The organism is Acinetobacter sp. YH01003 (assembly GCF_013420525.1).
Classification (GTDB): domain Bacteria; phylum Pseudomonadota; class Gammaproteobacteria; order Pseudomonadales; family Moraxellaceae; genus Acinetobacter; species Acinetobacter towneri.
On sequence record NZ_VOXY01000001.1, the window covers coordinates 175,755 to 188,379 of the forward strand.

Below are 12,625 nucleotides of genomic sequence, written 5' to 3' on the forward strand. Positions count from 1 at the left end.
TATTATGATGAACTTTGCACAATTTGATCTGAGTGATTTATATTTTGGCTTTGCATTTTTCTATCCGCTGTTTATGGCGTGGTTATGGATTGCAGGCGGAATCTGGTTTTATTTTAAGCGCGAATATCGTCAAAATGATTTGCCTGAACCTAGTCAGGAAGGCTGTAGTATCATTATTCCTTGTTTTAATGAAGAAGAACAAGTCCGTGCGACTATTCGTTACGCCATGCAGACGCAATATCCACTATTTGAAGTGATTGCAGTCAATGATGGCAGTAGCGATAGAACAGCCGAAATTTTAGATGAACTGGCAGCACAATATCCAAAACTTCGTGTAGTCCATTTGGCTGAAAATCAGGGCAAAGCCTATGCCTTGCGGGCAGGAACGATGGTCAGCCAATATGAGTTTTTGGTGTGTATTGATGGTGATGCCTTACTGCATCCGCATGCAGTATTCTGGATGATGCACCAATTGACCAGTTATCCGCGTGTGGGGGCTGTGACAGGAAATCCACGTATTATTAACCGTTCTAGTATTTTAGGTAAGTTACAAGTTGGTGAGTTTTCATCAATTATTGGTCTAATTAAACGTGCTCAACGTACCTATGGACGTATTTTTACTGTGTCGGGCGTGATCGCAGGTTTTCGTAAAACCGCTTTAGACCGCATTGGCTATTGGCGCGATGACATGATCACTGAAGATATTGATGTATCTTGGCGTTTGCAGTTTGACCACTGGGATTTGCAATACGTGCCGAAAGCTTTGTGCTACATCTATATGCCCGAAACCTTTAAAGGTTTGTGGAAGCAGCGTCTGCGCTGGTCGCAAGGTGGGGTAGAAGTCCTGTTTGCCTATGTGCGTAAGATGTTCAAATGGCGTTTGCGCCGTATGTGGCCGATTGCGATTGAAGCCATAATCAGTATTACTTGGGCATACGTAATTTTCGGGATATTCCTGTTATATCTGTATGGCTTATTTTTTCCTGTACCAACAGAATGGTACATCCAGACTATTTTTCCACAGTGGTATGGTGTAGTTTTGGGTGTGACTTGTTTGATTCAGTTCTTTGTCAGCCTCTGTATTGACCATCAATACGATAAAAGCCGTACATTCAGAACCTACTTTTGGGTCATTTGGTATCCATTATTTTTCTGGATTTTAATGATGCTGACGACAGTGGTGGCATTGCCTAAAACCATTCTGAAAAAGAATAAACGTGCGCGTTGGGTCAGCCCAGACCGTGGTTTTAGAGGAGAAGATGAACATGCCTAAATATGAAATGATTCAGGATGAATCTCAGCTCGAAATTCCTCAATATATTGATGAGCCAAAATATGTGCGCAATAAAAGTGCGGGCTATGGTCTATTCTTTTTAGGATGGCTGGTCTGGATTTGGCTGTTCTTGCCGCTGATTACCTTGCTGTTGTGGTGGTATGAAGGTTATACCGTTTATCACCACTTAATTATTGGCAATGGCCCAGATGGCCCGATCAGTTTGTTGCATATTGCTTTAGCCATCGACATTTTTATTCTGTTCTTGTTGGTGTGGGCAAGTTACAACTGGATTCGCTTTCGTAATAAAGAGCGTCGTCATGCACCGATCCCTGTGACTGCGGAACACATGGCGAAAAGTTTTGCTTTACAAGTTACAGATATTGAAACTTTAAAACAGGCTAAAAATGTGACTTTGCATTATGACGAAGACGGTGTTTTGCAACAGTACGCCATCAACCAAACTTTGCCAGTAGCGTCTGTCGCTACTGGGCTGAATCAGGTTCAGCCTCAAGCTGAAAACTAAGCTGCATGGGTTTGACTTGTGGATGCTGTGCAACAAAGTCATCAGGATAATAACCAATATGTTTCACACCATGCTGCTCTAAAAGTTGGATGCTGTGCTGCAATTCTTGAGTTGAAATTTTCTGCTGGTTGCGCCAATTGACCGTTTGTAATTCAAAAATAGTACGATCCAAATTTGGGTCGTATTTTTTTGCATGCTGAATTAAATCCAAATAGAATTTTTTATGGTTTTTGGCTTGCTCCATATAGGGCATGGCCATGATGGCATTGTAGTCATAATAACGATAGGTACTTGGCATGGACTGTGCAAACCATTGTTCACTTTGGGGTTGCGTGACCACGGGTGCATACATATTGCGCGCCACCAATAAATTGGGTTGGTATTGTTTGAGTACTTGAGTAATACCTGCTGCCAATTGATCTAAATAAGCAGTTTTATATTTGGCTAAGCGTGCCTGTTTGGGATGTCTGAGGTCTTTAAAAATACGATGTGAAAACCCCCATTGCTGATAATATTTACGTGCCAAAGCCGAAGAATCTTCATAATCTGACAAGGTCACATCATCATGGTATAACACGCCATCGACAGGATTGTGTTGAATGAAATCACGGTAAATATCCACAATAATTTCTAGGTTTTTCTGCTCAAAAGGTGAGAGGCGAATATAACCTTTTTGCCCGCCTTGACGATGTTGTACATAATTGAATTGCTGATTTTTCGGCAATTCCCACGCCAAAACAGGCAGCCATGCATAGACGTGCTGCACTTGTGTGTTTTGACGAATTTGCTGCAGTAGCTGTGGAAATAAGTTGTCACGCACAGGCACATAACGGTTTTCGAAATACACCTGATCTGCAGAGCCGTTGGCATCTGGGTCGGCAAAGGCCTGTAAAAAAATCGTATTTGGTCGAATGTTTTGAATGCGTTGAATCAAGGCTTGAATATTACGTTGTTGCTGGGCTTTGTCTGTATCGAAAACATAATCTAAATCAATATGCATAATCCGCATTTGCGCAATAGGCTTAATCTGTTTTGCTTTTTGTTGAGTCTGTTGTGTAGCGGGTTGTTCCAAGTTTTTTAGGACATTTTCAATAGGATGTTGAGTAATCACGGGTAAGCTTTGTGCATGTACCGCCATAGGCAGGGTTAGGCTGAATAGTCCAATTTGACATACTCGGTTCAAGGCTTGGCTAAATTTTTTTGGAAATACAGACATAAGACTTTCATCAAGCAGCACAGAATAGATTTACTCTAATCACAATAGCGGATAGTTCAAGTAATTTTTTGCATCTCGGGAAATTATTTTTATTGTTGTACAAGCTGTATAAACAGCTGATTCAAATAAAAAAATACGCAATGATTGGGGTGATCATTGCGTATGAAAAACGAATCTGCTTTCACAGCTTCGATAACGGAGAAATGTTATGAAATTAGGATTGCTCCTAAAGCATGTAAGTATACTAAACTGAGAATGAATACTATTCCGCAGTATTCAGGTTACGTGATGTTAAATCACGTAAGTAATAAGTGTTTTTTGTGAGTCGAGTCAGCTTGTGTTGATTTTTCACTCAAATAAAAAGTCTCTTATTCATGTGAATAAGAGACTTTAAAATATTTGTATCTACAAAATGCTTAGAAGTGGAATACACCCAAGCCAGCTTTCACTTCATCTAAAGTTTGCTGGGTAATATCACGGCATTTGTCGGTGCCTGTTTTCAAAATATCCATAATGTAGTCAGGATCTTTAGCAAGTTCGATACGACGTTCACGGATCGGCCCAATCAATTCTTTTAGAATGCCTTCCAAACGCTTTTTCACCGTACCATCGCCCAAACCACCACGACGATAATGCGCTTTCAGTTCTTCAAGTTCTTCTTTGTTGGTATCGAAGGCATCTAAATAAGTAAATACTACGTTGCCTTCAACCTGACCTGGGTCTTCGATACGCAGGTGATTTGGGTCGGTGTACATTGCATTGACAGCTTTTTTAATGTCTTTGTCTGTGGCATCTAACACAATGGTATTGCCCAGTGATTTTGACATTTTCGCTTTACCATCAAAACCAGGTAAACGTCCGACATTTGACAACAATGCCTGACATTCAGGTAGTAAGTCATGACCAATTTGACGATTCACCCGACGCACAATTTCATTGGTCTGTTCAATCATTGGAATTTGGTCTTCACCTACAGGAACGACCGTTGCTTTAAATGCAGTAATATCGGCTGCTTGAGCTACAGGGTAGCACAGGAAACCTGCAGGAATATCACGCTCAAAACCACGCATCTGAATTTCAGATTTAATGGTTGGGTTACGCTCCAAACGTGCCACAGTCACGAAGTTTAAATACAACATGGTGAGTTCGTTTAATGCAGGCAGGCAAGATTGCACGCAAATGGTGGTTTTTGTTGGATCAATCCCCACCGCTAAATAATCGGTTGCTACCTCAATAATATTACGACGGACTTTTTCAAAGTTATCGGCATTGTCAGTTAAGGCTTGAGCATCGGCAAGTAACAGATGTTGATGATGTGAGTCTTGTAAACCTACACGTGAACGTAAAGAACCCACAAAGTGACCTAAATGTAGTTGTCCAGTTGGACGATCGCCTGTCAAAATCACAGGACGATTATCTTGATTACTCATTTTTTATTCCAAGTCGTATCTACGACATCTATGTACCGATGAATTGCTACATTGTAAGGCATAACATTTTTCAATGTCACTTCCTTAAGTGAGTTGAATAGAATTTGCTGTAAAAAATTTTGCTGTAAAAATTAATGAAGTAAATACAGACCCTATATAAATTCAGTTTTAAAATAACTTGAAAATCATATAAGGATAACAACGCAATGGCGAGCAGCTTATTACTTTTATTAGATGACATTGCAACAGTTTTAGATGATGTGGCAGTTATGAGCAAAATGGCTGCAAAAAAAACCGCAGGGGTTTTGGGCGATGATTTGGCGTTGAATGCGCAGCAAGTCAGTGGTGTACGTGCAGAGCGTGAGTTGCCTGTGGTATGGCGTGTGGCTAAAGGTTCATTCATCAATAAGCTAATTTTAGTACCGCTCGCGTTATTAATTAGTGTCGTTGCGCCGTGGTTAATCAATCCTTTATTGGTGGTTGGTGGTCTATTTTTAAGTTATGAAGGTGTGGAAAAAATCATGCACACCTTACAACACAAAAAAGCCCAAACGGCTAAAGAAGCGCAACTTGAGCTAATTCAAACTGAGCAAGACCTTGCGGCTTATGAAACCGAAAAAATTAAAGGTGCTGTGCGTACTGACTTTATTTTATCGGCGGAAATTGTGGTGATTTCTTTGGGGACTGTGGCTGCGGCAGGCTTTCTAACCAAAGTGACAGTATTAAGTTTAATTGCGATTGCCATGACGGTGGGTGTCTATGGGTTCGTTGCGTTAATTGTCAAAATTGATGACATTGGTTTATACCTCACAGAACAAGCTGCCAATTTTAAACAACGTATTGGGAGTGGTTTACTGGCATTTGCTCCAATTTTAATGAAGACTTTATCTGTGGTGGGTACTGCAGCGATGTTCTTGGTTGGTGGAGGAATTATCAATCATGCTATTCCTTTTGTGCACCATTTCACAGAAGATACGGTAGAGTATGTACAAGACATCCCAACGATGGGCAGTATTGTAGGTTCAGTCACGCCAATGTTGATGAACCTTGTCGTGGGTATTTTGGCAGGCATCTTGGTGGTGATTGTGGTCGCACTTGTTCAAAAAGTGTGGTCAAAGTCTAAATCGGCTTAATCTATTATCAGAGTTTAAGAGAAGGATAAGAATAATGCGTTGGAAAGGTCGTCGAGTTAGCACGAATGTAGAAGACCGCCGTGGTGGCGGTGGAGCAAAAGCGGGCGGTATCAGTATTTTGGGCTTAGTGGTGGCCTTTGTTGCATGGAAGTTCTTTGGCATCGATCCGCAATCGGCTTATCAAGCGACCAAGCAAGTCACCTCACATGCGCAAAGTGCTGAAACTAAAGGTTTAGATAATCCAACTCCTGAACAACAAGAGGCGATGGAGTTTGTGGGCACTGTTTTGGCCGATACAGAAGATACGTGGTCACAAGTGTTTCAGCAGCAGTTAAATAGCCAATATATACCACCTAAACTGGTGTTATTTACAGGTGTGGTCAATTCTGGCTGTGGTACGGCACAATCGGCAATGGGGCCATTTTATTGTCCTGCCGATCAAAAAGTATATATTGATACTTCATTCTTCCAAGCCATGCGTCAGCAAATGGGCATTGGTGGTGAACAAAATCAGACTGAATTAAGCCGAAATGATCAGGCGGGCGATTTTGCTCAAGCCTATGTGGTGGCGCATGAAGTTGGTCATCATATTCAGACCATTTTAGGGATTTCAGAACAAGTGCATAAAGCACGTCAGCAAGTCAGCGAAGTACAGGGTAATCAGCTTTCGGTACGTCAGGAATTACAAGCGGACTGTTTATCGGGAGTGTGGGCGCATCATAACCATCAACGTACTCAATTCCTCGAACAAGGTGATATTGAAGAAGCAATGGATGCGGTACATAAAATTGGCGATGACTATTTACAAAAACGTGCACGTGGGCAAGTCGTGCCTGATAGCTTTACGCATGGTACCAGTGCACAGCGCGTACAATGGTTCCAGACTGGCTTAAAATCAGGCTTGATCAGTGATTGTGATACATTCAATGCCGCAATTTAACTGACTTAAAAATCAAGTTTTATAAACAAAAGGAGTGCTGCCAGTCGCTCCTTTTTTATAGGCTAAATGAATGCGAGTGGATAGATGCAAACAACGTTAAGCCGTAAACTGAGTGATGAATTAGCACACATGATTTTGAACGTGGTGTGTTTGATTCCAGCAGGTCAGGTTGCGACCTATGGGCAAGTGGCACGCCTAGCGGGTCTGCCCAAACATGCACGTTTGGTCGGTTATGTCCTCAGGCATTTATCGGCAGAACATACTGTGCCGTGGCATCGGGTGATTAATGCGCAAGGAAAAATTAGCCTAAGCAAACTAAACGCCCAAGGAGAAAATATACAAACTTTAAAATTACAGGAAGAAGGGATTGTGGTAATTGCAGAAAAGGTGAATTTAAAACAATACCAATGGCAGAATTAAACTGTGTTGCTAAACCGAATGTTTAATATTGAGATAAGATTAAGTAGAGACAGTTTGCTGAATGCAATGCTGCAAATAAAATTTCAGACAAACAGTGAGATCAGAATGAGAGAAGAGAGTTCCTCACTTCCGTAGAAATGAGGAACACGCAATCTTATTGACGTACAACCAGTACAGGTGTAGTGCCTTCGCTTAGGATGCTTTGCGCAACACTACCTAAGAATAATTTTTTCAAGCCAGTACGACCATGTGAACCAATCACGATAAGGTCAGCATTTAAGTCTTTTGCAGCATTGGTAATTTCGCGTGCAATTACTTGACCTTCAAGTAGTTTAGTTTCAGCTTCAACACCTTGTTCAGTGAATTTTTGCTTTGCTTCTTCTAAAGTTTTTACGATAGAAGCGCGAGCGCGTTCAATCAAGTCATTGGTTTGGTTTGCAGTGATGTATTCTGCAGCAATATACGGGTCAAGTGTAAGTACTTGTACCACAGTGATTTTACTACCAAATGCTTTTGCAAGTTCAGCAGCTTTTGCAACAGCGGCAAAAGAAGTTTCAGAACCGTCCACTGGTACGAGGATGTTTTGGTAAGCCATGAGTGTTTCTCCTTATTGTAATTTCAATACTTTAATAAAATATTCGCTCTGAGTCCTGTCTTATCTTACGCTGAATTCATATAGAATAAAACCCAGTAATTTCATAAAGATAATTGAGTGCTGTAAGTCCTTATTTCACCTTAATTTAGCATGAAATTATGAAGCTGTGCTTTCAATTCAACTAAAGTTTTAGTCATTTTTTGTTTGCGTGTTTGTCAAAAAATCGATCAGTTGATTGACATCATTACTCTGCAATTGTTCGCGGATTTTCAGTAAATATTTTTCATCAAAATCATACAGTTTTAGCGCCAAAAGTTGAGCAATCTCTGTTTCACTAAAGCGGTATTTAATTACTTTGGCAGGCACACCTGCCACAATAGCGTAAGGCGGTACATCTTGCGTAACCACTGCACCTGTCGCCACAATTGCACCTTCGCCTAGTTCAACACCTTGCATAATCATGGCGCGACTGCCAATCCAGCAGCCATCGCCAATTGTGGTATCACCTGCCGCAACAAAACTGCGAGTATCAAACGGAAAAGCCGAAACCCAGTCACTGCGATGCAATTGATTGCCACCCATCATAATCACGCATTCCGCACCAAAACAGACAAAATTGCCAATATGTAATTGATCAATTGGCTTGTCTGCTGTTGCAGGTTTGTCATGTAAATAACGCACCACACAACGTTCAAAACCCTGATCCCAATAGGCTGAATAATAAGAGTAATTGCCTTTGATGTGGATGTTGGGGTTTTTCACAGTTTTGGAGATGAACTCAAATTCGCACCAGTGTTTAACAGGGGAATTAATTAGCGTTTCGGACATGGTTTTTTCGTGTGGAGAGATGAGGGGATTATATCTGAAATTTTGAACCTCTCCCTAGCCCTTTCCTAGAAGGAGAGGGAATGTTCAAAATATTAGTTGACCACTACACTTTAGTGATTTGAAAGCTTAAAGTATCTATCTTAAAAAATTCCACAAATACATAAAAACATTTTTAACACTGTTTGGAAATAAGAATCCCCAAATAGCAAAAAAGAGTGATGATGCCAATACGATACTGACAGGACTGGTTTGTGTATTGATAAAGAGTCCCCAGACTGGAATTAAAATCAGTCCTAACACAGCCCCAGAAAGCGCATAAACAAATGCATGAGTGATGCGATTTTCCATCTTATTTTCCTCTATTTTTATCGCAGTATAATCTATAAGCTCGGCTGTATGATTTATAGGCAATAAAAAACCCCTCAAAGAGGGGCATCGCGTGTAGTCATCTTTATTAAAACTTAAAGATATTCTACATTCACAATTTCATATTCCACTTCGCCTTGCGGAGTGACAATTTTGGCTTCATCGCCTTCATTTTTGCCCAACAAACCGCGTGCAATAGGCGAATTCACTGAAATTTTATTGATTTTAAAATCAGCTTCATCATCACCTACAATTTTGTAGGTTTTTTGCTCTTCGGTGTCTAGGTTTTCAATGGTCACAGTCACACCAAAAACCACACGTCCGTTTTGTTCCAATTCTTTAACATCAATTACTTGGCAAGCGCCTAATTTACCTTCGATGTCTTGGATACGACCTTCGCAGAAACCTTGCTGTTCACGTGCGGCATGGTATTCAGCATTTTCTTTTAAATCGCCATGTTCACGCGCTTCTGCAATCGCTGCAGTAATACGTGGACGTTCAACCGATTTAAGTTGTTGTAATTCTTGCTCTAAAGCGTGTTTACCTTCAGGCGTCATAGGATAACGTTGCATGTTGTCCCTCTTTAAAAATATTGAAGTCTATAAATGAAAAAAGCCCGCCACCCGAAAGGTGACGGGACTTTATTGAAATGTATTAACCTACAGTAAGATCTTGCAGGCGATATACATCCATTGGTAATTTAATCGCTAAGGCTTGGCATACAGCATCTGCGCCATTCAAGGTCGTGGTGTAATACACTTTACCTTGCAATGCAGAACGACGGATTGAGAATGAATCCTGCTGAGCTTGTTTGCCTTCAGAAGTATTGATGATGAGGTGAATCTCACCATTTTTCAAGCGGTCTACAATGTGTGGGCGACCTTCAGTCACTTTATTCACACGTTCACACTCAATACCTGCATCGGTGATGACTTTATGCGTACCACCCGTTGCAACAAGTTTGAAGCCAAAATCAGCCAATTGTTTTGCAATACGCGCCACATGCGGTTTATCTGACTCACGTACAGATAAGAATGCATGTTTCACTTCGCCTTCAGTTGGGATTCCTGGTAAGCGATCATTCGAGCCTAACACAGCTTTATAGAATGCTTCACCAAAAGTTTTACCTACGCCCATGACTTCACCTGTAGATTTCATCTCAGGCCCAAGCACTGGGTCTACACCAGGGAACTTGTTGAATGGGAACACAGCTTCTTTCACAGAGAAGTGTTGCGGAATAATTTCTTTAGTAAAGCCTTGAGCTTCTAAAGATTGACCTGCCATACAACGTGCTGCAACTTTAGCCAATGATTCGCCAATACACTTAGAAACGAACGGAACAGTACGTGATGCACGTGGGTTCACTTCCAAGATATAAACGTCATTGCCTTTCACTGCAAACTGTACGTTCATTAGACCAATAACGCCCAACTCTTTTGCCATTGCAACAGTTTGACGACGCATTTCGTCCTGTACTTCATCTGACAATGAATAAGGTGGAATTGAACATGCTGAGTCGCCAGAGTGAATACCTGCTTGTTCGATGTGCTGCATAATACCGCCAATCACCACATCTTTACCGTCAGATACGCAGTCTACGTCAACTTCAATCGCATCATCCAAGAAACGGTCTAACAGTACAGGTGCATCGTTAGATGCTTGAACTGCATCACGCAAGTAGCGTTTCAATTCTTCTTCGTTATACACGATTTCCATTGCACGACCACCCAATACATAAGATGGACGAACAACGAGCGGGTAACCCACTTTCGCTGCTTCTGCGATACCTTCTTCAGCAGATTTTACAATGCTGTTGTTAGGCTGACGCAATTGCAGACGTTGAATCATTTGCTGGAAACGCTCACGGTCTTCTGCACGGTCAATTGCATCTGGTGATGTACCAATAATTGGCGCACCTGCCTCTTCTAAAGCGCGTGCCAATTTCAATGGAGTTTGACCACCGTACTGTACGATAATGCCTTTTGGCTTTTCAGTACGTACGATTTCAAGTACATCTTCCAAAGTAATTGGTTCAAAGTACAAACGGTCTGAAGTGTCGTAATCGGTAGATACTGTTTCAGGGTTACAGTTCACCATGATGGTCTCAAAACCATCTTCACGCATTGCAAGCGCAGCGTGTACACAGCAGTAATCGAATTCGATACCTTGACCGATACGGTTTGGACCACCGCCAATCACCATGATCTTGTCTTTCGCTGAAGGATTCGACTCACACTCTTCATCGTAAGTTGAATACATATATGCTGTGTCAGATTCAAACTCTGCAGCACAGGTATCTACACGTTTATAAACTGGGGTTACGCCCAAGTTCCAACGGTGTTTACGGAATTGCTTTTGTGAAATACCCATCAAGTTCGCAATACGTAGGTCAGATAAACCTTTACGTTTGAACGAACGGATGTTGTCAGCGTTTAGATCACCAAAACCTAAAGTTTTGATTTCATTTTCAGTGTTCACGATGTCTTGAATTTGAATTAAGAACCAACGGTCAATTTTGGTCGCTTCAAAAACTTCGTCCAAGCTAAAGCCATGACGGAATGCGTCAGCCACGTACCAAATACGCTCAGGGCCTGGAACTTTTAATTCAACTAAAATTTTGTCGCGTGCGCCTTCAGCACCCACTTCAATTTGTTCGTCAAAACCACACGCACCAGTTTCTAAACCACGAAGCGCTTTATTTACAGACTCTTGGAAATTACGGCCAATTGCCATGACTTCACCTACAGATTTCATCTGTGTGGTTAAAGTCGCGTCTGCTTGCGGGAATTTTTCAAAGTTGAAACGTGGAACTTTAGTTACAACGTAGTCAATTGATGGTTCAAATGACGCAGGGGTTGTACCGCCTGTGATGTCATTTTTAAGTTCATCTAGGGTATAACCAATAGCAAGTTTCGCAGCAACTTTTGCAATTGGGAAACCAGTGGCTTTAGATGCAAGTGCAGATGAACGAGATACACGTGGGTTCATCTCAATCACAACCATACGACCAGTATTCGGGCAAATACCGAACTGAACGTTAGAACCACCTGTTTCTACACCAATTTCACGAAGTACCGCTAAAGATGCATTACGCATCAATTGGTATTCTTTGTCCGTCAAAGTTTGCGCAGGAGCAACGGTGATTGAGTCACCAGTGTGCACGCCCATTGGGTCAAAGTTTTCGATTGAACATACGATGATACAGTTGTCGTTTTTATCACGTACAACTTCCATCTCATATTCTTTCCAACCAATAAGTGATTCATCAATCAATAATTGTTTGGTTGGAGAAAGATCGAAACCGCGTTCACAGATTTCAAGGAATTCTTCTTTGTTATATGCGATACCGCCACCAGAACCACCCATGGTGAATGATGGACGAATAATCACAGGGAAGCCAAAGCGAGATTGAATCTCAAGTGCTTCTTCCATAGATTCAGCAATTGCTGCTTTTGGACACTCAAGACCAATTTTGCGCATTGCTTCATCAAACAATTTACGGTCTTCGGCTTTTTCAATCGCGTCTTTGGTTGCACCAATTAATTCAACATTGTATTTGGCTAAAATACCGTTGGCATCTAATGCAAGCGCACAGTTCAATGCAGTTTGACCACCCATGGTCGGAAGTACTGCATCTGGACGTTCTTTTTCAATGATTGCTGCAACAGTCTGCCAAGTGATTGGCTCGATATAAGTTGCATCTGCCATTGCAGGGTCAGTCATGATGGTCGCAGGGTTCGAGTTTACCAAAATAACGCGGTAACCTTCTTCACGCAGCGCTTTACATGCTTGAGCACCAGAATAGTCAAACTCACAAGCCTGACCAATAACAATAGGACCAGCACCAATAATTAAGATGCTTTTAATATCCGTACGTTTAGGCATTATTTCGCTCCTT

At 41.5% G+C, this 12,625-nt stretch carries 12 protein-coding genes; 5 read left to right on the top strand and 7 right to left on the bottom strand.

Translation table 11 applies throughout. From position 1 onward, the window contains the following. Positions 1-4 precede the first annotated feature (4 nt). Together pgaC and pgaD are read left to right on the top strand one after the other, a co-directional pair. A complete protein-coding gene (gene pgaC / locus FTT70_RS00865) occupies positions 5-1,273 on the top strand; it encodes a poly-beta-1,6-N-acetyl-D-glucosamine synthase (RefSeq protein ID WP_180043617.1) in 1,269 nt (422 codons plus the stop codon). After that, the gene (gene pgaD, locus FTT70_RS00870; RefSeq protein ID WP_180043619.1) at positions 1,266-1,799 is read left to right on the top strand and encodes a poly-beta-1,6-N-acetyl-D-glucosamine biosynthesis protein PgaD; all 534 of its coding nucleotides are present in this window, start codon (positions 1,266-1,268) and stop codon (positions 1,797-1,799) included. The genes pgaC and pgaD overlap by 8 nt, the downstream gene beginning before the upstream one ends. Here pgaD and pgaB read toward each other — a convergent pair. Together pgaB and trpS are read right to left on the bottom strand one after the other, a co-directional pair. Further along, the gene (gene pgaB / locus FTT70_RS00875; protein ID WP_180043621.1) at positions 1,759-3,015 is read right to left on the bottom strand and encodes a poly-beta-1,6-N-acetyl-D-glucosamine N-deacetylase PgaB; all 1,257 of its coding nucleotides are present in this window, start codon (positions 3,013-3,015) and stop codon (positions 1,759-1,761) included. The two genes, pgaD and pgaB, sit on opposite strands and share 41 nt — an antisense overlap. Positions 3,016-3,431: 416 nt before the next feature. Further along, the gene (trpS, locus tag FTT70_RS00880; protein WP_180168180.1) at positions 3,432-4,445 is read right to left on the bottom strand and encodes a tryptophan--tRNA ligase; all 1,014 of its coding nucleotides are present in this window, start codon (positions 4,443-4,445) and stop codon (positions 3,432-3,434) included. A 206-nt stretch (positions 4,446-4,651) separates the two neighbouring features. Here trpS and FTT70_RS00885 point away from each other — a divergent pair, with 206 nt between their 5' ends. From FTT70_RS00885 to FTT70_RS00895, 3 genes are all read left to right on the top strand, one after another. After that, the gene (locus tag FTT70_RS00885) at positions 4,652-5,578 is read left to right on the top strand and encodes a DUF808 domain-containing protein (RefSeq protein ID WP_004972181.1); all 927 of its coding nucleotides are present in this window, start codon (positions 4,652-4,654) and stop codon (positions 5,576-5,578) included. A 34-nt stretch (positions 5,579-5,612) separates the two neighbouring features. After that, positions 5,613-6,518 (top strand): neutral zinc metallopeptidase, encoded by a 906-nt coding sequence (locus FTT70_RS00890; protein WP_180168181.1) that lies wholly within the window; start codon positions 5,613-5,615, stop codon positions 6,516-6,518. Between the two features lie 84 nt (positions 6,519-6,602). Beyond that, positions 6,603-6,938: an MGMT family protein gene (locus tag FTT70_RS00895; RefSeq protein ID WP_167845850.1), complete on the top strand. Its 336-nt coding sequence runs from the start codon at positions 6,603-6,605 to the stop codon at positions 6,936-6,938. Positions 6,939-7,092: 154 nt separating this feature from the next. Here FTT70_RS00895 and FTT70_RS00900 read toward each other — a convergent pair whose 3' ends face one another. The 5 genes from FTT70_RS00900 to carB form a co-directional block, all read right to left on the bottom strand. Next, positions 7,093-7,533 carry a universal stress protein gene (locus FTT70_RS00900; protein ID WP_004972175.1) on the bottom strand — a complete coding sequence of 147 codons (441 nt, stop codon included), beginning with the start codon at positions 7,531-7,533 and terminating at the stop codon, positions 7,093-7,095. 189 nt (positions 7,534-7,722) lie between these two features. Further along, on the bottom strand, positions 7,723-8,361 hold the full coding sequence (locus tag FTT70_RS00905; RefSeq protein ID WP_096901002.1) for a CatB-related O-acetyltransferase: 639 nt from the start codon (positions 8,359-8,361) through the stop codon (positions 7,723-7,725). Positions 8,362-8,496: 135 nt separating this feature from the next. Further along, positions 8,497-8,709 carry a hypothetical protein gene (locus tag FTT70_RS00910; protein ID WP_180168182.1) on the bottom strand — a complete coding sequence of 71 codons (213 nt, stop codon included), beginning with the start codon at positions 8,707-8,709 and terminating at the stop codon, positions 8,497-8,499. Between the two features lie 113 nt (positions 8,710-8,822). After that, on the bottom strand, positions 8,823-9,299 hold the full coding sequence (greA, locus tag FTT70_RS00915; protein ID WP_004972169.1) for a transcription elongation factor GreA: 477 nt from the start codon (positions 9,297-9,299) through the stop codon (positions 8,823-8,825). An 82-nt stretch (positions 9,300-9,381) separates the two neighbouring features. Continuing rightward, on the bottom strand, positions 9,382-12,612 hold the full coding sequence (gene carB, locus FTT70_RS00920; RefSeq protein ID WP_180168183.1) for a carbamoyl-phosphate synthase large subunit: 3,231 nt from the start codon (positions 12,610-12,612) through the stop codon (positions 9,382-9,384). Between the last annotated feature and the right edge of the window lie 13 nt (positions 12,613-12,625).